Below are 23,263 nucleotides of genomic sequence, written 5' to 3' on the forward strand. Positions count from 1 at the left end.
CATGAGCCAGGACAATCTGATCGAGGTCCGCGACCTGGCCGTCGAGTTCGTCGCCGGGGAAAGTCGGCAACGCGTGGTCGAACACATCAGCTTCGATATCCGCCGTGGCGAAACCCTCGCGCTGGTGGGTGAAAGCGGCTCGGGCAAGTCGGTGACTGCGCACTCCATCCTGCGCCTGCTGCCCTACCCGCTCGCCCAGCACCCCAGCGGCACCATCGTCTACAACGGCCGCGACCTGCTCACGCTCCCGGAAAAGCAGCTCAGGCACATCCGTGGCAACCGTATCGCGATGATCTTCCAGGAGCCGATGAGTTCGCTCAATCCGCTGCACAACATCGGCAAGCAGATCGGTGAAGTGCTGGCCCTGCACAAAGGGCTCACCGGGGCTGCCGCTGCCCGGCGCACCCTGGAATTGCTCGAGCTGGTCGGCATCGGCGAGCCGCACAAGCGCCTCAAGGCGTTGCCGCACGAATTGTCCGGCGGCCAGCGTCAGCGGGTGATGATCGCCATGGCCCTGGCCAATGAGCCTGAACTGCTGATTGCCGACGAGCCCACCACCGCACTCGATGTCACCGTGCAACTGAAGATTCTCGAACTGCTCAAAGACCTGCAGGCGCGGCTGGGCATGGCGTTGCTGCTGATCAGCCATGACCTCAACCTGGTGAAGCGAATTGCACACCGGGTATGTGTCATGCAGCGCGGTCGCATCGTCGAACAGGCTGGCTGTGAAGAATTGTTTCGAGCGCCGCAGCATCCGTACACCCAGGTTCTGCTGGGTGCCGAACCCAGTGGCGAGCCGGCGGCCACCGCGGTCGGCGAGCCGATACTGGCGGTCGACGCCTTGCGCGTGTGGTTCCCGATCAAGAAGGGATTGCTGGGCCGTACCGTGGATCACGTCAAGGCCGTCGATGGCATCCAGTTCACCCTGCCCCGTGGGCAGACCCTTGGTATCGTTGGCGAAAGCGGCTCGGGCAAGTCCACGCTGGGCCTGGCGATCATGCGCTTGATCGCCAGCCGTGGCTCGATCCAGTTCCAGGGCACCGCGCTGGACGGCTTGGCCCAGCAGCAGGTACGACCGCTGCGCAAGCAGATGCAGGTGGTCTTCCAGGACCCGTTCGGCAGCCTCAGCCCACGCATGAGCGTGAGCCAGATCGTCGGCGAAGGCCTGCGAATACACAAGATCGGCAACGAAGCCGAGCAGGAACAGGCTATCATTGCCGCGCTCGAGGAGGTTGGGCTGGACCCGCAGACCCGCCATCGTTACCCTCACGAGTTCTCCGGCGGGCAACGGCAACGTATCGCCATTGCCCGGGCCTTGGTTTTGAAACCGGCGTTGATCCTGCTGGACGAGCCCACATCGGCGCTCGACCGCACCGTTCAACGCCAGGTAGTGGAGCTGTTGCGTTCACTGCAACTGAAATACAACCTGACCTATTTGTTTATCAGCCACGATCTGGCGGTAGTCAAAGCCTTGAGCCACCAACTGATGGTGATCCGGCACGGTCAGGTCGTCGAACAAGGGGCGGCGCGGGCTATCTTTGCCGCGCCGCAGCACCCTTATACACAGCAGCTGTTGGAAGCAGCCTTCTTGGCCCCAACGGCTGTCGATTAACCTGAAGAGGAACAACACATGGGTTTTCTCGCCGGTAAGCGCGTCCTGATCGTCGGTGTCGCCAGCAAACTGTCCATCGCATCCGGCATCGCTGCCGCCATGCATCGCGAGGGTGCTGAACTTGCCTTCACCTACCAGAACGAAAAGCTCAAGGGCCGCGTCGAAGAATTCGCCGCCGGCTGGGGCTCGAGCGCCGATCTGTGCTTCCCTTGCGACGTGGCCAGCGATGCTGAGATCGCCTCGGTCTTCGAAGCCCTGAGCAAGAAGTGGGACGGCCTGGACGTCATCGTTCACTCCGTCGGTTTCGCCCCCGGCGACCAGCTCGATGGCGACTTCACCCAAGCCACCACCCGCGAAGGCTTCCGCATCGCCCACGACATCAGCGCCTACAGCTTCGTAGCCCTGGCCAAGGCCGGTCGCGACATGATGAAAGGCCGCAATGGCAGCCTGCTGACCCTGTCGTACCTGGGCGCCGAGCGCACCATGCCCAACTACAACGTCATGGGCATGGCCAAGGCTTCGCTGGAAGCCGGCGTGCGTTACCTGGCCGGTTCTCTGGGCCCGGAAGGCACTCGCGTCAACGCCGTATCGGCGGGTCCGATCCGTACCCTGGCAGCGTCGGGCATCAAGAACTTCCGCAAGATGCTCTCGGCCAACCAGGCGCAGACCCCGCTGCGCCGCAACGTCACCATCGACGAAGTCGGCAACGCCGGCGCGTTCCTGTGCTCCGACCTGGCGTCGGGCATCAGTGGCGAAATCATGTACGTGGACGGCGGCTTCAACACCACCGCCATGGGTGATATCGAAGAGTAAGTCGTCAGGCTGCACTCGATCGAAGAAAACGCCGCTCACCTCGAGCGGCGTTTTTTTACCTGAGATTCAGAAATCTCCGTAGGAGCGGTCATCGGCCGCGAAAGGGCGCCGCCGATGCCTGGACAAACAAAAGGCCGCATACGCGGCCTTTTGTTCAAACATCCATCACCTCAATACTTGGTGATGTCCGCCTTGGTTTCCAGCAACTTGCGGTACGCGGCAAAATCCTGCTGCCCCATGCGCGACGCCAGGAACCGGCGATACTGGGTCTTCTCTTCATCACTGGGCGCAGCAGCCTCGTTCACGCCGTCCAGGCGGAGAATCACGAAGCTGCCGTCCTTGAGCGACACACTGGTAAACTCGGGCTTCTCCTTGGCCTGCGGCTTGGGCATGCGGAACAGCGCCTGCAGCTCGGCCGGCTCGATGCCGTCCTGACCGCGGGTGACCGCCTCCAGCACTTTCCACGACTGCCCGTCCTGGCGGGCAGCCAACGGCACCTTGCCGTCACGCAGACCGGCCAGCAACGCTTCGCCCTTGGCCTTCACCTGGGCTGCAGCGTGCTGCTTGGCCAACTCGGTACGGATCGGCCCGGATACGGCTTCCAGCGGCAGCTGCGCAGGCTTGCGATGCTCCTTCACACGCACCACGACCATGGTTTCCGGATCCAGCTCGAGCGCAGCGCTGTTGGAACCCTCTTCCAGCACTTCGGGGCTGAACGCAGCCTGGACCACCGCGCGACTGGCCGTGACGCCCTGGCTGCCGCCGTCCCTGCCGAATGGCTCGGAGGTCTGCACCTTGAGGCCCAGTTCCTGGGCGGGCTGACCGAGGTCGGAGGCTTCGAACGCCGAGTCTTCCAACTGCTTGGTGGCGGTGACGAAGCGCTGTTCCACTTCCTGGGTCTTGAGGTCGCTGGTGAGCTTGGCCTTGAGGCTGGCAAAGGTCGGTACGTCCGGCGCCTGCACGTCTTCGAGCTTGATCAGGTGCCAGCCGAAATCGGTGCGCACCGGCGCCGACACCTGGCCCTTGCTCAAGGCATTGAGCGCCGTTTCGAACGCCGGGTCGTACACGCCATTGCCGGCGAAGCCGAGATCGCCGCCATTGTTGGCCGAGCCTGGGTCCTGTGAGACTTCCTTGGCCAGCTTGGCGAAGTCCTCGCCCTTGTCCAGGCGCGCCTGTACTTCCTCGATCCTGGCCTTGGCCTGCGCGTCATCGAGCTTGTCGTTGACTTCGATCAGGATGTGCGCGGCACGGCGCTGCTCGGACAGGTTGGCGATCTCTTTCTGGTAGGCGTCCTGGAGATCCTCGTCCTTCACGTTGATCTGGTCGAAGAACGAAGACTTCTTCAATTCGACATAGTCGATGACCACCTGATCGGAACTCATGAACTCCTTGGCGTGCTCTTCGTAGTGCGCCTTGATCTCCTCGTCGGTGACCTTGGTCGCCGACGGGTCAGCCTTGAAGGTCAACGAAGCGAAATCGCGGGTCTGCTTCTCGAGACGGGCGAAAGCGGCAACCTGCTCGTCGGTCACGAAGCTGCTGCCTGCCAGGCCGGCGCGCAGCTGGCTGATGAGCATCTCTTCGGAGAGCATCTGGCGGAACTGCAAGCGGCCATAACCCATCTGGCGGATGACCTGGTCGAAACGTTCGGCGCTGAACTTGCCGTCAACCTGGAATTCCGGTGTCTGCAGCATGATCTGGTCGAGCGCGCCTTCGGAGAAGGCGAACTTGGCGTCATGTGCGCCTTGCAGCAGCAACTTGCGGTCGATCAGACCCTTGAGGGCCGCTTCGCGCAGCATCTTGTCGTCGAGCAGGGCCGGATCGAAATCCTTGCCCAGCTGTTGCATCAGCTGGCGACGTTGCATCTCGGTGGCCTGGCTTAGCTCGTTCAAGGTGATCTCGTCACCGTTGACCTTGGCAGCGTCCTGGCTATGGCTGGCGGCCTGGAAGATCGCGTCGAAACCGGTAAGCGCCATCAACACGATGATCAAACCGATGATGGTCTTGGCAATCCAGCCCTGGGAGTTATCCCTGATGTTCTGCAGCATGCATCCCCCGAAAACGGTCGTACAGATAGAGCGACCGCGGAGAGTAATAGGAATCCGGATAGAAGAAAGGCGCATCCGAGGATGCGCCTTCTCGTAACTCGCGGAGCTTGCTCAGCTCCACTCCTGTTGCCGGCATGGCCTGGCAGCAGGTAGCAAAGGCGTGGCCGAAGCTTAGTTGACAGCTTCTTTCAGGGCTTTACCGGCTTTGAAGCTGGGCTTCTTGGCAGCCGCGATTTCCAGCGCCTTGCCGGTTTGCGGGTTGCGACCGGTGCGCGCCGGGCGATCAGTCACGGAGAACGTACCGAAACCTACCAACACAACCGAATCACCGGATTTAAGGGCGCCCGTCACGGATTCGATCACGGCGTCCAGCGCCTTGCCAGCTGTAGCCTTGGAGATATCAGCAGATGCGGCGATTGCGTCAATCAGTTCCGACTTGTTCACTATAAGTCCCCTTATATCGATATTTTGAGTTGTTTCTAAGTATGTGGTGAAACGTGCGCCGGGTGGCTGTCGAGACAGCAAGTGCCGCTTTATAACAAGGGCTCTAAAAAACTGTCAAGAAAGCCACCCAGTCAAATCAAGGCTCAATGCGTGCTGATTCGTTCCTTGGAATCCGTATCGCGTTTCTCATCCTTGGCGACAATCTCGGGAGCCACATCGGGCAAGGGCTCAGGCGCGTATTGCAGCGCAATTTGCAGGACTTCGTCAATCCATTTAACAGGTTTAATCTGCAGATCCTGTTTGATATTGTCGGGAATTTCCTTGAGATCGCGCACGTTTTCTTCAGGGATGATTACAGTCTTGATTCCACCACGATGGGCCGCCAGCAACTTCTCTTTGAGGCCACCGATGGCCAATACCTGGCCGCGCAGGGTGATCTCGCCGGTCATGGCGACATCGGCACGCACCGGAATCTTGGTCAGGGCCGAAACCAGCGCAGTGCACATGCCGACACCGGCACTCGGACCGTCCTTGGGCGTGGCGCCTTCGGGCATGTGGATATGCGTGTCGTGCTTCTCATGGAAGTCCGGCGCGATACCCAGGCTCTTGGCGCGGCTGCGTACCACCGTCTGCGCCGCCGTGATGGACTCGACCATCACGTCACCCAGCGAACCGGTCTTGATCAGCTGGCCCTTGCCGGGAACCACGGCAGCCTCGATGGTCAGCAACTCGCCGCCCACCTGAGTCCAGGCAAGGCCGGTGACCTGACCCACCTGGTCCTGCTGCTCGGCCAGGCCGTAGCGGAACTTGCGCACGCCCAGCAAGTGCTCCAGCGATTCGGCGGTGACCTTGACGGTGAATTTCTTCAGGTGTGCATGTTCCTTCACCACCTTGCGGCAGATCTTGGCGATCTGACGCTCCAGGCCTCGCACGCCCGCTTCGCGGGTGTAGTAGCGAATGATGTCGCGGATCGCCTCGACGTCGATCTCGACTTCGGTCTTTTTCAAGCCGTTGGCTTCGATCTGCTTGGGCGACAGGTACTTGATCGCGATGTTGATCTTCTCGTCTTCGGTGTAGCCGGGCAGACGGATCACTTCCATCCGGTCGAGCAACGCCGGCGGAATGTTCATCGAGTTCGAGGTGCACAGGAACATCACGTCGGAAAGGTCGTAGTCGACTTCCAGGTAGTGATCGTTGAAATTATGGTTCTGCTCTGGATCGAGCACTTCCAGCAGCGCCGAGGCCGGATCGCCGCGCATGTCGCTGCCCATCTTGTCGATCTCGTCGAGCAAGAACAGCGGATTGCGGACCCCCACCTTGGTCATCTTCTGAATCAGACGACCAGGCATCGAACCGATGTAGGTACGACGGTGACCGCGAATCTCGGCTTCGTCGCGAACACCGCCCAAGGCCATGCGCACGAACTTGCGGTTGGTGGCATGGGCGATGGATTCGGCCAGGGAGGTCTTGCCCACACCGGGCGGCCCGACCAGGCACAGCACAGGGCCACGGATTTTCTTCACGCGCTTTTGCACGGCGAGGTATTCGAGGATGCGTTCCTTGACCTCTTCGAGCCCGTAGTGATCGGCATCCAGAATGCTTTCGGCGCGTGCCAGGTCGAGGCGCACCTTGCTCTGCGCCTGCCAAGGCACCTGCACCAGCCAGTCGATATAAGTCCGCACCACCGTTGCTTCTGCAGACATCGGCGACATCTGCTTGAGCTTGTTCAACTCGGCCGTGGCCTTGGCCAGGGCGTCCTTGGGCAGGCCCGCCGCGTCGATGCGCTTTTTCAGCTCTTCGACTTCGTTGTGCCCTTCCTCGCCATCGCCCAGCTCTTTCTGAATGGCCTTCATCTGCTCGTTCAGATAGTACTCGCGCTGGCTGCGCTCCATCTGCTTCTTGACCCGCCCGCGAATGCGCTTCTCGACCTGCAGCAGGTCGATCTCGGCATCCAGCAGTGCCAGTACGTGTTCGACACGCGCCGGCAACTCGATGATCTCGAGGATCTCCTGCTTCTGTTCGATTTTCAGCGCCATGTGCGCGGCCATGGTGTCGACCAGGCGGCCAGGCTCATCGATGCTGTTCAGCGAGGACAGCACCTCGGCAGGGACCTTCTTGCCCAGCTGCACGTACTGCTCGAACTGACCCAGCAGCGTGCGCACGAACACTTCGGACTCGCGATCCGGCGCATCGACTTCGTCGATCAATTGCACTTCGGCGCGAACGTGGCCGTTGATCTCCAGGAACTGCTCGACGCTGCCGCGCTGCTCGCCTTCGACCAGCACCTTGACGGTGCCGTCAGGCAGCTTGAGCAGCTGCAGAACGGTGGCAACGGTACCGACACGGTACAGGGCGTCCTCACCTGGATCATCATCGGCGGGATTCTTCTGCGCGAGCAAAAGGATCTGCTTTTCGCCAGACATCGCCGCCTCGAGGGCTTCGATGGACTTCTCACGACCCACAAACAGCGGGATAACCATATGCGGATAGACGACGACATCACGCAATGGCAGGAGAGGCAATTCGATGGTTGTCTTCATGATTTCGCCTCTACAGCGGCCCCGAAGGCCGTAAACAGATGGAATTGAGCATGCCTTCAATGTGGGGGCTCGCCCCGCAAAAAACAAGTTCACTGTCTGAAAAACGAAAGGGGCCCGTAGGCCCCTTCCTTGTTCCAGCTCAGATTGTCGATCAGGCGTCGGGTGCAGCCTTCGCCGGCGGCTCGCTGTTTTCGTAGATCAACAGCGGCTTGGACGTCCCTTCGATCACGCTCTCATCGATGACCACTTTGCTTACATCGGTCTGCGAAGGAATTTCATACATGGTGTCGAGCAGAACGCCTTCGAGAATCGAACGCAGGCCTCGCGCACCAGTCTTGCGCTCAAGAGCACGACGAGCAACGGACTTCAAGGCATCGCTGCGGAACTCGAGATCCACACCTTCCATTTCGAACAACTTGCCGTACTGCTTGGTCAGCGCGTTCTTCGGTTCGGTAAGGATCTGGATCAGTGCCGCCTCGTCCAGTTCGTCCAGCGTTGCCAGAACCGGCAGACGACCGACGAACTCGGGGATCAGCCCGAACTTGACCAGATCGTCCGGCTCCACTTCACGCAGCGACTCGCCGACCTTCTTGCCTTCCTGCTTGCTGCGCACCTGGGCACCGAAACCAATACCACCCTGGGTGGAGCGATTCTGGATGACTTTTTCCAGGCCGGAAAATGCACCACCACAGATGAACAGGATGTTGCGCGTGTCGACCTGCAGAAACTCCTGCTGAGGATGCTTGCGACCACCTTGCGGCGGTACCGAGGCAACGGTGCCCTCGATCAGCTTCAACAGCGCCTGCTGCACGCCTTCGCCCGAAACGTCACGGGTGATGGACGGGTTATCCGACTTGCGCGAAATCTTGTCGATTTCGTCGATGTAGACGATGCCCATCTGGGCTTTCTCTACGTCGTAGTCGCACTTCTGCAGCAGCTTCTGGATGATGTTCTCGACGTCCTCACCCACGTAACCGGCTTCGGTCAGGGTGGTGGCATCGGCGATGGTGAACGGAACGTTGAGCAGGCGAGCCAGTGTTTCAGCCAGCAAGGTCTTGCCCGAACCGGTCGGGCCGATCAGCAGGATGTTGCTTTTGCCGAGCTCGACGTCGTCGTTCTTCTTGTCACGCTGGTTCAAGCGCTTGTAGTGGTTGTACACCGCTACCGCCAGAACCTTCTTCGCGCGCTCCTGGCCAATCACATACTGATCCAGGATGCCGCTTATTTCTTTGGGCGAGGGCAATTTATGCGCGCTGCTCTCGGCCTGGGCTTCCTGCACCTCCTCGCGGATGATGTCGTTGCACAGGTCGACGCACTCGTCGCAGATAAAGACCGAGGGGCCGGCAATCAATTTGCGCACTTCATGCTGGCTTTTGCCACAGAAGGAGCAATAGAGCAGCTTGTTGCCGTTGTCCTCGCCGTTGCGGGTGTCAGTCATTCGATCGATCCAAATCCGATAGGCTTGCAACACAAGATGAAGGCTATTGCGGGCTTTTTCAAGCCCACAGGTGGCTGACATGGCCACCACCCCCATCTGGCTGCTTAGGCGGGCAAGTTGCGCTTGGACATCACAGAGTCGATCAAACCGTAATCGACCGCACGCTCGGCGCTCATGAAATTGTCGCGGTTGGTGTCCTTCTCGATGGTCTCGATGCTCTGGCCGGTGTGGTGCGCCAGCAGCGAATTGAGACGCTCGCGAATGAACAGGATTTCCTTGGCATGGATCTCGATGTCCGAGGCCTGGCCCTGGAAACCGCCCAGCGGCTGGTGAATCATCATGCGCGAGTTGGGCAGGCAATGACGCTTGCCCGCGGCGCCACCGGCAAGCAGGAACGCGCCCATGCTGCAGGCCTGGCCGATGCAGGTGGTGGACACGTCCGGCTTGATGAACTGCATGGTGTCGTAGATCGACATCCCCGCCGTCACCGACCCGCCTGGTGAGTTGATGTAGAGATGGATGTCCTTGTCCGGGTTTTCCGCCTCAAGGAACAGCAACTGCGCGGCGACTAGGTTGGCCATGTAGTCTTCCACAGGGCCGATCAGGAAGATCACTCGTTCCTTGAGCAGGCGCGAGTAGATGTCGTACGCACGTTCGCCACGAGCCGATTGCTCGATAACCATCGGGACCAGGCCGCCTGCGGCCTGGATGTCAGAGCTCTGCTGAATATAAGAATTGCGGGACATGTCTCGCACTCACTCCCAAATAGTCATGTCTTGAATACGCATAAGCCAGCGCGAAGGCTGGCTTATGGTGTTTTCGAACCTCAGAGAACGATCACTCGGCTTGTGCTGCTTCCGCCGGCTTGACCGCTTCTTCGTAAGAGACCGACTTGTCGGTCACCTTGGCTTTCTGCAGAACAGTATCCACAACTTGTTCTTCCAGCACAACCGAACGGACTTCGTTCAGCTGCTCATCATTTTTGTAGTACCACGATACAACTTGCTCAGGCTCCTGGTAGGCCGAGGCCATTTCCTGGATCAGCTCGCGCACGCGTGCTTCGTCCGGCTTGAGTTCGTTCTGCTTGACCACTTCGGCAACGATCAGGCCCAGCACGACGCGACGCTTGGCTTGCTCGGTGAACAGCTCGGCCGGCAATTGGTCAGGCTTGATGTTGCCGCCAAACTGCTGCACGGCTTGAACGCGCAGACGGTCGACTTCGTTGTCGAGCAGCGCCTTGGGCACTTCGATCGGGTTGGTCGATACCAGACCGTCCATGACCTGATTCTTGATCTTGGCCTTGATTGCCTGACGCAGCTCGCGCTCCATGTTCTTGCGAACTTCGGTGCGGAAGCCGTCGAGACCGGTTTCTTTGATGCCGAACTGGCCGAAGAACTCTTCGTTCAGCTCTGGCAGTTTGGCTTCGGAAACGCTGTTGACGGTGACGGTGAACTCGGCGGCCTTGCCGGCCAGCTCGAGGTTCTGGTAGTCCTCGGGGAAGCTCAGGTTCAGGACCTTCTCTTCACCGGCCTTGGCGCCGACCAGGCCGTCTTCGAAACCAGGAATCATGCGGCCCGAACCCAGAACCAGCTGGGTACCTTTGGCGGAACCACCGGAGAACTCTTCGCCTTCGATCTTGCCGACGAAGTCGATGTTCAGCTGGTCTTCGGTCTGCGCGGCGCGATCGGTCTGCTCGTAGCGTACGTTCTGCTTGCGCAGCACTTCGAGCATGTTGTCCAGGTCGCTGTCGGCGACGTCGGCGCTCAGACGCTCGACTTCGATGCTGTCGAACGCGCCGACTTCGAACTCGGGGAACACTTCGAAGGTGGCGATGTATTCCAGGTCCTTGCCCTTCTCGAACACTTTCGGCTCGACGGCGGGTGCGCCGGCTGGATTGAGCTTCTGCTCGACCACGGCTTCATAGAAGGAAGCCTGGATGACGTTGCCCAGGGCTTCCTGGCGCGCGTCAGCCTCGTAGCGCTGACGGATGACGCTCATAGGCACCTTGCCTGGACGGAAGCCCGGGATCTTGGCGTTACGGGCGGTCTGTTGCAGACGCTTGTTGACTTCGGCCTCGATGCGCTCGGCGGGAACGCCGATGGTCATGCGGCGCTCGAGAGCGGAAGTGTTTTCAACAGAAACTTGCATGGATTTTCCTCGTTGCACAGACGTTAGCCGGCCATTTCCGACCCCAGATCAAGGGCAAGCATTCTAGAGGCTCGAACTCAAGAAGTCACCCTATGCACATGGATGCGCACAAAGTCGCTGAAGAAACCGTCAAACGGCAGCAAAAGAAGGCTGGCCCAGGCCTGCAAATGCCCTGACGGACAAGTTTTGCAAGATAACCTCAGGCTCGCTGGTATCCTATGCAAAGGATAAAGCCATTACCTTGCACTTCCACGTGGAGATCTCGGCCATTCTGTCGCTTCCCGTAGCAACCTCTATTCTTGCAGGACCCTCATGGCCATAAGCCCTGACACGCCGGTCTCCCTCGCCAATTGCGAGGACGAGCCCATTCATCGGCCCGGGGCCATTCAGCCTCACGGCGCGCTGATCGCACTGGACGGCGAAGGTCGCGTGCTGACTCGCAGCGCCAACCTGATGGCCATCACCGGATTGGATGTATTGCCGGGCACTACCCCGAACAGCGAACTGCTGGGCGCCGATGCCCTGGCCTTGATCGCCGAGGGCCTTGCCAGCAGTGATCACTGGGCGAACAGCGTCGAGAGTGTCCTGCTTGGCCGCCTGTTCGACGTGGTTGCCCATCGCCATCTGCAGGTCCTGTATCTGGAGTTCGAGCCGCGTCGGACCGCCAGCGGCTCGTTCAGCCAGTTCGCCCTGTACGCGCAGCGCATCATCAGCCAGATGCAGAACCGCCACGACATCGACGCACTGCTGAGCCGCGTGACTGCCGAAATCCGCAACATGACAGGCTTCGACCGGGTCATGGCCTACCGTTTTCGCCCCGACCTGTCTGGCGAAGTCATCGCCGAGGCCCACCGCGAAGACCTCGAGAGCTACCTGGGTCAGCGCTACCCGGCATCGGACATCCCTGCCCAGGCACGCCTGCTTTATATACTCAACCCGATTCGCCTGATCGCCGACGTGGCCTATGCGCCAGCGCCGTTGACGCCGTCCTTGGATCCACGGACCGGCCAGCCGTTCGACCTCAGCTTCAGCACCCTGCGCAGCGTTTCGCCGATTCACTGCGAATACCTGACCAACATGGGCGTGCGCGCCTCGATGAGCGTGTCGATCGTCGTCGGCGGCAAGCTGTGGGGGCTGTTCTCCTGCCATCACATGGCACCCAAGACGATGGCGCATCCATTGCGCATGTCTTTTCAGGTCATCTCGCAGGTGTGCAGCGCGCTGGTCGAGCGGTTGGAGCACAACCTGGCCACCCAGACCTTGAAGCAGGCGAGCGACCAGCAACAAAAACTCATGACCCTGGCGCGCGACTCCGAAGACCTGGTCAGTGCATTGGCGGGCGAGCCGGACAACATTGCCGCGCTGATACCCTGCGATGGCGCCGCAGTGGTCATGTCGGGTCGCACCCAAAGCATCGGCGGGCACTTCGACCCACTGTGTCGCCAGGTGCTGGAGCACGTCGAGCAGGACCCGAACCTCGAGGTCTTTCACACCGACAATTGGCAGGGTTCAGAGAGTGAACGCAATACCAGCGGCTACTGCGGCATTCTGGCGGTCCGTTTCCATCGCCAGGAATCGGGCTGGGTGATGTGGCTGCGCAAGGAAGAAATCAACAATGTGCGCTGGGGCGGCAAGCCGGAGAAAATCATCAAGGTGGGGCCGTCCGGGCCACGCCTGACGCCACGGGGCTCCTTCGAGGCTTGGGAAGAAGTGGTGCGTGGGCGTTCGGCCAACTGGGGCGACACCGATATCACCATTGCCGAGAAGCTGCGACGCGACCTGGTCGAATTGTGCCTGAGCCGTGCCAGCGAGATCGATGGCATGCGTCAGCGCCTGATCGCCATGCTCGGCCATGACCTGCGCAATCCACTGCAGTCGATTTCCATGGCTGCGGCCATGTTGTCCTCGAGCGAGACGCGCGACACCGAACTGCGCAAGCACATCAGCCACTCCAGTGGTCGCATGGAAAGGCTGATCAGCCAGATCCTTGAGATGAGCCGCCTGCAGTCCGGCCTCGGCATCATGGTCAATCGGGTTGAAACCGATCTGTCGGCGCTGGTCGAAAGCATCGTCGATGAGACAGCGGTGGCTTTCCCTGGCCTGACCATCGAGGCACGCATCCAACCGGATGTGCGCGCCATGGTCGATCCGGACCGCTACGCGCAGGTCATCACCAACCTGCTGGGCAACGCCCGCTACCATGGCACGCCGGATACGCCGGTACTGATCAGCTTGAGCACGGAGCAAAACAACACGCGGCTGTCGGTCCTCAACCAGACCACCCCGGTGGCCCCCGAGCGCCTGTCGACGCTGTTCCAGCCGTTCAAGCCGCACAGCAGTGAAAACCTGCGCAACAAGAACGGCCTGGGGATCGGGCTGTACATTTCCCAGGCCATCGCGGTTGCGCACAGTGGCAACCTGAGCGTCGAGCAGAACGGCAATGTCATCACCTTCAGCATGGTCCAGCCCGTAGAGGCGTGACTCGTCGACTGAAACGCAGACACGAAAAAGCCGCCCGAAGGCGGCTTTCACGTTGCGCAGCAGGCCTAGGCCTGACTGTACGGGTTGGTGCGGACGAAGAGACTCGAACTCTTACACCTTGCGGCGCTGGAACCTAAATCCAGTGTGTCTACCAATTCCACCACGTCCGCGTGTAGCTTTTAAAGCAAAGGCGCCGGATCGGTAAGAATCGGGCGCCTTTCGAAATATGGGGTGGACGATGGGGATCGAACCCACGACAACAGGAGTCACAATCCTGTGCTCTACCAACTGAGCTACGCCCACCATATTGCGTTTACTGCGTTACTTGTGCCAAAGCTGCCTAATGGCGCACCCGGCAGGACTCGAACCTGCGACCATCCGCTTAGAAGGCGGATGCTCTATCCAGCTGAGCTACGGGCGCTTTTGAGTCTGTAGTCCTTGCAGATTACAAATCCAGAGCTTCAGTCGGTGATGACAAACAAGCCTTGAAACCGCCTGTTTTGCTCTACCTTCTTCACCAGTGCTAGGCCCTGCCCGACAAGTGCGACGAATGTTATAGGCGAGCCTTGGGGTCGTCAACTCTTTTTTGAAAAAAATTCATTTAATTAAAGGGCTTAGGAGGTTTCGCGAAGCAAGCGCCTTTGCCCTGGGCGTGCGACATGCGAGAATGCGCGCACATTTTCATTCCTTTTCGATGGTTAATCACGCGTCATGACTGCACAACTTATCGACGGCAAGACGATCGCCGCCAACCTGCGTCGGCAGATCGCTCATCAGGTTGCCGAGCGTCGTCGGCAAGGCCTGCGCACGCCGGGCCTTGCGGTGATTCTGGTGGGTACCGACCCCGCGTCCCAGGTCTATGTTTCGCACAAGCGCAAGGACTGCGAGGAAGTCGGTTTCGTTTCCCGGGCCTTCGACCTGCCGAGCACCACCTCGCAGATTGAGCTCGAGACGCTGATCGACACGCTCAATGCCGACACCGAGATCGACGGCATTCTGTTGCAGTTGCCGCTGCCCGAGCATCTGGACGCCTCGCTGCTGCTCGAGCGCATCCGTCCGGACAAGGACGTCGATGGTTTCCATCCCTATAACGTCGGCCGCCTGGCCCAGCGCATTCCGTTGCTGCGTCCGTGCACGCCCAAGGGCATCATGGCCCTGCTGGAAAGCACTGGCCAGGATCTGTATGGCATGGACGCGGTAGTGGTGGGTGCCTCCAACATCGTTGGACGACCCATGGCCATGGAGTTGCTGCTGGCAGGCTGCACCGTGACCGTGACTCATCGGTTCACCAAGGACCTGGCGGGCCACGTGGGCCGCGCCGATCTGGTGGTGGTTGCCGCGGGCAAGCCAGGGCTGGTGAAGGGCGAATGGATCAAGGAAGGTGCGATCGTGATCGACGTGGGCATCAATCGCCAGGCCGATGGCAAGCTGGTGGGCGACGTGGTGTATGACACTGCCCTGCCCCGTGCCGGCTGGATCACTCCAGTCCCAGGCGGCGTAGGTCCGATGACCCGCGCCTGCCTGCTGGAAAACACCCTGTATGCAGCAGAAACGCTGCACCAGTGATGTAAACCCTGATGCGCGCTGCATCCGTTGCACCGCAGCGCGGCTTTCGCGGCCGCTGACCGCTCCTACGGGGCATCAATCTTCCGTGGGAGCGGCCTGTGGCCGCGAAAAGAACGGCGCGGTGTGGCAGGCCAATCGCAGCGCGGCTTTCCTGGCCGCTGACCGCGCCTGCGGCTACTTTCTTGCATCCTCCCACGACTTGACCAGTTCGGCGTAGCCCACGGTTTGACCCTGAGGCTTTTCGTTGGCCAGTTTGGGCTTGGGTGCGCCGGGCTGGTCGAACCAGTACTGGGCGTCGCGCTCGGGGTTCATCTTCGGCCCGCACACGGGTTGCACCTTGCTGCGCTCCAGGCGGGTCATGATCGCGTCCTGGTCCTTGGCCAGGCCATCGAGCGCCTGCTGTGGGGTCTTTTCGCCGCTGGCTGCCTCGGAAATGTGGCTCCACCACAACTGCGCCAGACGCGGATAGTCAGGCACGTTGGTGCCGGTCGGGGTCCATTGCACGCGAGCCGGGCTGCGGTAGAACTCCACCAGGCCACCCAGCTTGGGTGCCAGATCGGTCATGGCGTGGGAATTGATGTCCGATTCGCGAATCGGCGTCAGGCCGACGATGGTCTTTTTCAGCGAGACCGTCTTCGACGTCACGAACTGCGCGTACAGCCAGGCTGCCAGGCGCTGTTTCTCGGGCGTCGACTTGAGGAAGGTCCAGGCGCCGGTGTCCTGATACCCCAGCTTCATGCCCTCTTCCCAGTACGGGCCCTTGGGCGAAGGTGCCATGCGCCATTTCGGCGTGCCATCGCCATTCATCACCGGCAGGCCAGGCTTGGTCATGTCTGCAGTGAAGGCGGTGTACCAGAAGATCTGCTGGGCGATGTTGCCCTGGGCCGGTACCGGGCCGGATTCGGAGAAGGTCATGCCCTGAGCTTCGGGCGGTGCGTAGGCACGCATCCAGTCGACGTATTTCTGCGTCGCATAGACGGCTGCCGGGCCGTTGGTGTCGCCGCCACGGGTCACGCTGGAACCCACCGGATGGCAGTCCTCCACGCGAATGCCCCACTCGTCCACCGGCAAGCCGTTGGGCAGGCCCTTGTCGCCACCGCCGGCCATGGAGAACCAGGCATCGGTGAAGCGCCAACCCAGCGAGGGGTCTTTCTTGCCGTAGTCCATGTGCCCGTAGATGCGTTTGCCGTCGATCTCCTTGACGTCCTCGGAGAAGAACTTGGCGATGTCCTCGTAAGCCGACCAGTTGACCGGGACACCGAGTTCGTAGCCGTAGATTTCCTTGAACTTCTTCTTCAGTTCCGGGCGCTCGAACCAGTCGGCACGGAACCAGTACAGGTTGGCGAATTGCTGATCGGGCAGTTGATAGACCTTGCCGTCGGGCGCGGTGGTGAACGAGATGCCGATGAAATCCTTGAGGTCGAGGGTCGGCGAGGTGGCCTTCTTGCCCTCGGGACTGGCCATCATGTCGGTGATCGATTCGCTCTTGCCGTAGCGAAAGTGGGTACCGATCAAATCCGAATCGTTGACCCAGCCATCGTAGATGTTCTTGTCCGACTGCATCTGCGTCTGCAGCTTCTCGACCACATCGCCTTCCTGCAACAGGTCGTGGGTGAGCTTGATCCCGGTGATCTCGCTGAACGCCTTGGCCAGGGTCTTGGCTTCGTATTCATGGGTAGTGAGGGTTTCGGACACCACGTTGATGTTCATGCCTCGGAACGGCTTGGCGGCCTCGATGAACCATTGCATCTCCGCCATCTGTTGCTCGGGCGTGAGGGTGGATGGCTTGAATTCGGCGCCTACCCATTTTTTCGCCGCGTCTTCATAGGCATCCGCCCAAGCCGCGGCGCTCAGCCCGGCACACGCCAGCGCGGTCGCCAGGGCAATGCTATGTCGCAGTTTGTTGTTGTTCTTGTACATAGTGACCTCCTGTTTGGAATTTTTGCGTCGCGCAGACCCGTGTGGCTCAGCCCCAACGCATTACCGCCAGCAACCACACCAGGGACAGCGCCGAGGCGACCCAGATGCTCCAGTCGGTAACGCCGATCACCAGCAGGTGCAGGTAGGCGCTACCGAGAAGACCGATGAACAACCGATCGCCGCGAGTGGTCGCGATCGGCAGGAACCCGCGCCGCTCGGTGCAGGGCGAGCGCAATTCGTAGAACGTCATGCCGGCGAGCAACAGCGCGATGGCGCCGAAGAACAGGGCAGTCGGTAGAGTCCAGGCCATCCACTCCATCACAGGCTCCTCATACGCGACCCAAGGCGAAGCCCTTGGCCACATGGTTGCGAACGAACCAGATCACCAGCATGCCGGGCACGATGGTCAGCACGCCGGCCGCAGCCAGCACACCCCAGTCGATGCCCGAGGCTGAAACGGTACGGGTCATCACCGCCGCGATCGGCTTGGCATTGACCGAAGTCAGGGTGCGCGCCAGGAGCAATTCCACCCACGAGAACATGAAGCAGAAGAAGGCCGTTACACCGATACCCGAGCCAATCAGCGGCATGAAGATCTTCACGAAGAATTTCGGAAAGCTGTAGCCATCGATGTAGGCGGTTTCGTCGATCTCCTTCGGCACGCCGGACATGAAGCCTTCGAGAATCCACACCGCCAGCGGTACGTTGAACAGGCAGTGCGCGAGCGCGACGGCGATGTGCGTGTCGAACAGGCCGATGGATGAGTACAGCTGGAAGAACGGCAGCAGGAACACCGCAGGCGGCGCCATGCGGTTGGTCAGCAGCCAGAAGAACAGGTGCTTGTCGCCTAGAAAGCGGTAACGCGAAAACGCATAGGCCGCCGGCAGCGCGACGCTGAGCGAGATCAGCGTGTTGAGGCTCACGTAGTACAGCGAATTGATATAGCCGGTGTACCAGCTGGGGTCGGTGAAGATCACCCGATAGTTGGCCAGGGTGAATTCGTGGGGAAACAGGGTCAGCCCGCCGAGGATTTCACCGTTGCTCTTGAACGACATGTTCAGCAACCAGTAGATGGGCACCAGCAAAAACAGGATGTACAGCAGCAGGGGAATCAGTTTGCGTTTGCTCATGGCTACCTCAACCTTGCTTGTCGTTGTGGGTCATGGCGGTATAGAACAGCCATGACACCAGCAGGATGATCAGGAAGTACACCAGCGAGAAGGCCGCGGCCGGGCCGAGGTCGAACTGACCCACGGCCATCTGCGTCAGGGTCTGGCTGAGGAACGTGGTGGCGTTGCCCGGGCCGCCACCGGTCAGCACGAAGGGTTCGGTGTAGATCATGAAGCTGTCCATGAAGCGCAGCATGACCGCGATCAGCAGCACGCTTTTCATCTTCGGCAACTGGATGTGCCGGAACACCGCCCAGCTCGAGGCGCGGTCGATACGCGCAGCCTGGTAGTAGACGTCGGGGATGGCGCGCAGGCCCGAATAGCACAGCAGCGCCACCAGCGAAGTCCAGTGCCACACATCCATGACCAGCACCGTGACCCAGGCGTCCACGGTGTTGGACGCATAGTTGTAGCTGATGCCCATGGCGTTGAGCGTGTAGCCCAGCAAGCCGATGTCGGCGCGGCCGAAGATCTGCCAGATGGTGCCTACCACGTTCCACGGAATCAGCAGCGGAATGGCCATGACGATCAGGCACAGCGACGACCAGCGGCCCTTGGCCGGCATGGTCAGGGCGATGGCGATGCCCAGGGGTATCTCGATCAGCAGCACGCAGCCCGAATAGATGAACTGGCGCAGCAGCGAATCGTGCAGGCGCGGGTCCTGGAGGACCTGGCGGTACCAGTCGGCGCCAACGAAGTAGCGGCTGGACTGGTCGAAGATGTCCTGCACCGAATAGTTGACCACGGTCATCATCGGAATCACGGCGCTGAACGCCACCAGCAGGAACACCGGCAGCACCAGCCACCAGGCCTTGTTGTTCTGAACCTTGTTCATGGCTTCACCTCCAGCAGGCGGTCATCGGCATAGACCATCAGCCACTGCGCGGGAAAGCTGATGAACACCGTGCCCTCGGGCACGGTGCGGTCCTCGGGCAAACGCACCTTGAAGGGCTGGCCGCCGAGCAGCAGGGTGAGAATCTTGTAGGTGCCCAGGTCTTCCAGATGGACCCGTTCGCTGTGCAGGGCCGCCTCGAAGCCTTCGTCCCAGACCCGGATGAACTCCGGACGGATGCCGATCTGCAGGCGTTGCCAGCCGCCCTGGGCAACGCGCGCCTGCAAGGCCTCCGACAAGGGCACATGAATGCCGCCGAAACCGACCCCGCCACGCTCGGGCTGGACATCGACGAGGTTCATGCCGGGGCTGCCGATGAAGTAGCCGACGAAAGTGTGCGCCGGTCGCTCGAACAGCTCGCGCGGGGTGCCGAACTGGACGATCTGACCGCCGTACATGACCGCGATCTTGTCGGCGAAGGTGGATGCCTCGAGCTGGTCGTGGGTGACGTAGACCATGGTGATGTTGAACTGCTCGTGGATCTGCTTGAGCTTGCGCCGCAGTTTCCATTTCAGGTGCGGGTCGATGACCGTCAGCGGTTCATCGAAGAGGATCGCCGAGACGTCGTCGCGTACCAGGCCACGGCCCATCGACACCTTTTGCTTCTCGTCGGCGCTGAGGTTGCGCGCCTTGCGCTGCAGCAGGCGCTGCAGATCGAGCACTTCGGCCACTTCCTGCACCCGAGCGTGAACCTGCTCCTCGGACTTGCCCTGGTTGCGCAAGGGGAATGCCAGGTTGTCGAATACCGTCATGGTGTCGTACACCACCGGGAACTGGAACACCTGGGCGATGTTGCGCTGCTCGGGCGGCAGTTCGTTGACCACTTTGCCGTCGAACAGCACCTGCCCGTGGGACGGGCTGAGCAACCCGGAAATGATGTTGAGCAAGGTCGATTTGCCGCACCCGGACGGGCCGAGCAAGGCATAGGCGCCGCCCTGCTCCCAGATGTGATCCATCTCGCGGATGGCATAGTCTTCGGGCCCCGCCGGATGGGCGCTGTAGCTGTGCGCCAGGTGCTGCAGACGTATCTCGGCCATCAGGCAGCCCTCGCTACACGCAGGCCGGGGGCCTGGACCAATTGTCCGTCGAGCTGGAACACGAACAGCTTGTGGGTCGGGATGTACACCGGTATGGCCGCGTCCACCGCATAGTCGTGGACGCCCGGCAGGTGCAGCACCAGCGAAAAGTACTCGTTGCGTACGTGCAGGAAGGTTTCCGAGCCGCTGATTTCCGCAAGTTCCACGGTGACCGCCAGCTCCAGGTCATCGTCGTTGCTGGGTGTCAGGCCGATGTGGCTGGGTCGTACGCCGAAGCGGTAATCGCCGTCGGGGACCCCGGACAAGTCGAGATTGCGGGCGAAGTGCACGAAGTTGGCGAAGCTGACCTCCTGGCCACCGATGCGACCTTCGATCAGGTTGATCGGCGGTTCGGAAAACAGCTCGGCCGCCAGCACCGTGGCTGGCCGGTGGTAGACCTCCGGCGTTCTGCCACTCTGGATCACCCGCCCCTCGTGAAGAATGGTGGTGGTGCCGCCCAACGCCAGGGCTTCGTTGGGCTCGGTGGTGGCGTACACGGCAATGGTATGGCGGGTCAGGAACAGTTCGCGCATTTCGAAACGAAGTTCTTCGCGCAGCTTGTAGTCCAGGTTCACCAGCGGTTCGTCGAACAGGATCAGCTCGGCATCCTTGACCAGCGCGCGCGCCATGGCCGTACGCTGCTGCTGGCCACCGGACAATTCCAGCGGGTGGCGCTTGAGGAACGGCTCGATACGCAACATGCGTGCGGTCTGCAGCACACGCTCCTCGATCTGCTCGCGGGCCATGCCTGCCTGGCGCAACGGCGAGGCAATGTTGTCGAAGACCGTCATGGTCGGGTAGTTGATGAACTGCTGGTAGACCATGGAGACGTTGCGCTGGCGCACCGGCTTGCCGGTCACGTCCACACCGTTCATCAACACCCGGCCCTGGTCGGGTTTGTCCAGGCCGGCCATCAGGCGCATCAAGCTGGTCTTGCCGGACAACGTGCGCCCCAGGAGGACATTGAACGAACCGGGTTCCAGCACCAGCGATGCATTGTCGATGTACAGCTGGTTTTCCACACGACGAGTGACCTGCTCGAGCACAAGGGACATGGCGGCGCCTTTTTTATTATTGGAAGCGGTTGCGGCTTCGCATCGGTACGACTGCTGGCAAACCCAGAGCGATAAGCGTGCCAATTGCCGCCAGTCAAGGCTGAAAGCGCCAGCCAAACGGTTCGAGGGTATGTGTCACAGGCAGGCGGGGTTCACCACTGAACAAAAATGAACGCCTGGCGCATTGACAATGAACAACCGTGAACAACACTGCATGAACAAAAACAACAAGGCCGCGTGCCGGGATACTCGAACCATGTCCGTATCCAATCCAATGCTTGCCCATGACCGGCTCATCCACGACTCCTGGGCACGCTGTCGCGAAGCGGGGCTTGAGCACCATCACGCGCCGCGCTTCGAGCCGCTGCCACGGGCCGCGCTGCAACAGATGCTCGAACGCCACCAGGCCCTGCTGCACACCACCCATCGCGAGGTGTTGCCCTACTACGAACACATCCTGGGCAATTCGCGCTGCCTGATTCGGCTGGCCGACCCGCAGGCGCGCGTGCTCAGGTCGTGGGGAGAGCAGCCGGGCGCTACCCACAGCCATGCCGGTTTCGACCCCGGCGCGTCCTGGCTGGAAACATCGGCCGGGACCAATCCGATCGGCACTGCGCTGGCCTGCCGCCAGGCCGTGCACGTCGAGCCCGACGAGCACTTTCTGCTTGCCAACCGCTTGATGAACGGCTCGGCGTCACCGATCTTCGACGCGCAACGGCGAATGGTCGCGGTGCTGGACGTTTCCAGCGACAGTCACCTGCCGCCTTCGCACACGCTCGGGCTGGTGAAGATGATGAGCCAGACGGTGGAGAATCGCCTGATTCTCGAGGCGTTCGCCGACCGGCATCACCAATTGATCTTCAATACCGGAGTCAACAACCTCGACAGCCAGTGGGCCGGACTGCTGGTGTTCGACGACAACGGTCACGTGCTGGCGGCCAATCGTCGTGCCGACAGCCTGCTGGGTGTCGAGCTTCCGGGCTTGACCGTGCAGCAGGTGTTCCGACTGACGCCGCAGGCACTGCTCGACCACCCGCCGGAGCGCACGTTCGCCCTGCAACCGCCAGGGCGCAACCGGTTGCAGTGTCTGCTCAAGAAGCCGGTTTTACCGTGCCCGGCGCCGGCTGCAGCGCACCGTGGCACCGACCCGCGCCTGGACAAAGCCATGCAACAGGGTCTGCGCCTGCTGGAAAAGGACGTGCCGTTGTTGCTGCGCGGTGACACCGGTACCGGCAAGGAAGTGCTGGTCAAGGCTCTGCACCGGGCCAGCAGCCGCGCGTCGTGCCCGCTGATTGCGGTCAACTGTGCGGCGATTCCCGCCGAGCTGGTGGAGTCGGAACTGTTTGGCTACGAGCGTGGTGCCTTCACCGGTGCCAGCCAGAAGGGCAGCCCTGGCCTGGTGCGCAAGGCCGACAAGGGCATTCTGTTCCTCGACGAGATCGGCGACATGCCGTTGCCGACCCAGGCGCGGCTGCTGCGCGTATTGCAGGAGCGCTGCATCCAGCCGCTGGGCTGTGGCGACCCGATACCGGTCGACATTCGTCTGATTTCCGCGACCCATGAGGATCTGCGCCAGCGGGTGCAGGCCGGCTTGTTCCGCGAAGACCTCTACTACCGCCTGGCTGGCATGACCCTGCACCTGCCGACCCTGCACGCGCGCAGCGACAAGCGCGAGCTCATCGAACAGGTGTGGGAGTCGCACCGCGAACCCCAGCAGAGCGCCGGTTTCAGCGCCGAGGTGTGGGCCGCATTCATGGCCCACCCATGGCCTGGCAACGTGCGTCAGTTGTCTGCGGTGGTCAAGGTCGCGCTGGTACTGGCCGATGAGGAGCTGATAGGCCTGGACCATCTGCCCGATGATTTTCTTCGCGAGGCGAGCCAGCTGCCGGCGCAGGAACAGGCCTTGCCGCGCCCGCTGCTGACCTTGGCCAAGGTCAGTGACCTGGGCGAACTGCTGCAGGCCAGCGACGGCAACATCTCGCGCCTGGCCAGGCGCTTGGGAGTCAGCCGCAATACGCTTTACAAGCGTCTGCGCGAACAGGGGCACGCCGGGCACGGCGGCCC

The 23,263-nt window shown here is 61.2% G+C and carries 16 protein-coding genes, 3 tRNA genes and 1 pseudogene; 5 read left to right on the forward strand and 15 right to left on the reverse strand.

Annotated features, from left to right (window positions below; all coding sequences use genetic code 11):
* Position 1 precedes the first annotated feature (1 nt).
* Positions 2-1,612, forward strand: coding sequence for an ABC transporter ATP-binding protein (locus tag IFT80_RS17285; RefSeq protein ID WP_192102322.1), 1,611 nt, complete (start codon positions 2-4; stop codon positions 1,610-1,612).
* An 18-nt stretch (positions 1,613-1,630) separates the two neighbouring features.
* Positions 1,631-2,425 (forward strand): enoyl-ACP reductase FabI, encoded by a 795-nt coding sequence (gene fabI, locus IFT80_RS17290; protein WP_122476006.1) that lies wholly within the window; start codon positions 1,631-1,633, stop codon positions 2,423-2,425.
* Between the two features lie 170 nt (positions 2,426-2,595).
* On the opposite strand, the gene IFT80_RS17295 is transcribed toward fabI, so the two are convergent.
* The 6 genes from IFT80_RS17295 to tig all read right to left on the reverse strand — a co-directional run bounded on the left by IFT80_RS17295 (position 2,596) and on the right by tig (position 11,040).
* Positions 2,596-4,470 carry a SurA N-terminal domain-containing protein gene (locus IFT80_RS17295; RefSeq protein WP_192137947.1) on the reverse strand — a complete coding sequence of 625 codons (1,875 nt, stop codon included), beginning with the start codon at positions 4,468-4,470 and terminating at the stop codon, positions 2,596-2,598.
* 171 nt (positions 4,471-4,641) lie between these two features.
* The gene (locus IFT80_RS17300) at positions 4,642-4,914 is read right to left on the reverse strand and encodes an HU family DNA-binding protein (RefSeq protein ID WP_049858847.1); all 273 of its coding nucleotides are present in this window, start codon (positions 4,912-4,914) and stop codon (positions 4,642-4,644) included.
* Between the two features lie 143 nt (positions 4,915-5,057).
* Complete coding sequence (gene lon, locus IFT80_RS17305) at positions 5,058-7,454, reverse strand: endopeptidase La (protein WP_192058147.1); 2,397 nt, start codon at positions 7,452-7,454, stop codon at positions 5,058-5,060.
* A gap of 151 nt (positions 7,455-7,605) precedes the next feature.
* On the reverse strand, positions 7,606-8,892 hold the full coding sequence (gene clpX / locus IFT80_RS17310; RefSeq protein WP_122476011.1) for an ATP-dependent Clp protease ATP-binding subunit ClpX: 1,287 nt from the start codon (positions 8,890-8,892) through the stop codon (positions 7,606-7,608).
* A gap of 104 nt (positions 8,893-8,996) precedes the next feature.
* A complete protein-coding gene (gene clpP, locus IFT80_RS17315) occupies positions 8,997-9,638 on the reverse strand; it encodes an ATP-dependent Clp endopeptidase proteolytic subunit ClpP (RefSeq protein WP_122476013.1) in 642 nt (213 codons plus the stop codon).
* A 91-nt stretch (positions 9,639-9,729) separates the two neighbouring features.
* The gene (gene tig / locus IFT80_RS17320) at positions 9,730-11,040 is read right to left on the reverse strand and encodes a trigger factor (RefSeq protein ID WP_192137948.1); all 1,311 of its coding nucleotides are present in this window, start codon (positions 11,038-11,040) and stop codon (positions 9,730-9,732) included.
* Between the two features lie 312 nt (positions 11,041-11,352).
* On the opposite strand from tig, the gene IFT80_RS17325 reads away from it, so the two are divergent.
* On the forward strand, positions 11,353-13,521 hold the full coding sequence (locus tag IFT80_RS17325) for a GAF domain-containing protein (protein ID WP_192053282.1): 2,169 nt from the start codon (positions 11,353-11,355) through the stop codon (positions 13,519-13,521).
* An 85-nt stretch (positions 13,522-13,606) separates the two neighbouring features.
* Here the strand turns inward: IFT80_RS17325 and IFT80_RS17330 are convergent.
* From IFT80_RS17330 to IFT80_RS17340, 3 genes are all read right to left on the reverse strand, one after another.
* Positions 13,607-13,691, reverse strand: a tRNA-Leu gene (locus IFT80_RS17330).
* 57 nt (positions 13,692-13,748) lie between these two features.
* Positions 13,749-13,824, reverse strand: a tRNA-His gene (locus IFT80_RS17335).
* Positions 13,825-13,865: 41 nt separating this feature from the next.
* Positions 13,866-13,942, reverse strand: a tRNA-Arg gene (locus tag IFT80_RS17340).
* Positions 13,943-14,232: 290 nt separating this feature from the next.
* Here IFT80_RS17340 and folD point away from each other — a divergent pair.
* Positions 14,233-15,087: a bifunctional methylenetetrahydrofolate dehydrogenase/methenyltetrahydrofolate cyclohydrolase FolD gene (folD, locus tag IFT80_RS17345; RefSeq protein WP_122476016.1), complete on the forward strand. Its 855-nt coding sequence runs from the start codon at positions 14,233-14,235 to the stop codon at positions 15,085-15,087.
* A gap of 174 nt (positions 15,088-15,261) precedes the next feature.
* Here the strand turns inward: folD and IFT80_RS17350 are convergent, their stop codons facing one another.
* From IFT80_RS17350 to IFT80_RS17375, 6 genes are read right to left on the reverse strand one after another with little or no spacing between them, the layout of a single operon-like run.
* Entirely contained in the window at positions 15,262-17,007 is a 1,746-nt protein-coding gene (locus tag IFT80_RS17350) for an ABC transporter substrate-binding protein (protein WP_192137949.1), read from the reverse strand.
* 46 nt (positions 17,008-17,053) lie between these two features.
* A complete protein-coding gene (locus tag IFT80_RS17355) occupies positions 17,054-17,326 on the reverse strand; it encodes a DUF2160 domain-containing protein (RefSeq protein ID WP_122476019.1) in 273 nt (90 codons plus the stop codon).
* A 10-nt stretch (positions 17,327-17,336) separates the two neighbouring features.
* A complete protein-coding gene (locus IFT80_RS17360) occupies positions 17,337-18,137 on the reverse strand; it encodes a carbohydrate ABC transporter permease (protein WP_122476020.1) in 801 nt (266 codons plus the stop codon).
* Between the two features lie 7 nt (positions 18,138-18,144).
* The gene (locus IFT80_RS17365; protein ID WP_192137950.1) at positions 18,145-19,011 is read right to left on the reverse strand and encodes a carbohydrate ABC transporter permease; all 867 of its coding nucleotides are present in this window, start codon (positions 19,009-19,011) and stop codon (positions 18,145-18,147) included.
* Complete coding sequence (locus IFT80_RS17370; RefSeq protein WP_192137951.1) at positions 19,008-20,105, reverse strand: ABC transporter ATP-binding protein; 1,098 nt, start codon at positions 20,103-20,105, stop codon at positions 19,008-19,010. The genes IFT80_RS17365 and IFT80_RS17370 overlap by 4 nt, the downstream gene beginning before the upstream one ends.
* Entirely contained in the window at positions 20,105-21,199 is a 1,095-nt protein-coding gene (locus tag IFT80_RS17375) for an ABC transporter ATP-binding protein (RefSeq protein ID WP_122476025.1), read from the reverse strand. Before IFT80_RS17375 ends, IFT80_RS17370 begins: the two co-directional genes overlap by 1 nt.
* A gap of 256 nt (positions 21,200-21,455) precedes the next feature.
* On the opposite strand from IFT80_RS17375, the pseudogene IFT80_RS17380 reads away from it, so the two are divergent.
* Positions 21,456-23,240 (forward strand): annotated as a pseudogene (locus IFT80_RS17380) (sigma-54-dependent Fis family transcriptional regulator); the annotation flags it as partial.
* Positions 23,241-23,263 lie beyond the last annotated feature (23 nt).

It is taken from the genome of Pseudomonas sp. CFBP 8771 (assembly GCF_014841695.1).
In the GTDB taxonomy this organism is placed as follows: Bacteria; Pseudomonadota; Gammaproteobacteria; order Pseudomonadales; family Pseudomonadaceae; genus Aquipseudomonas; species Aquipseudomonas baltica.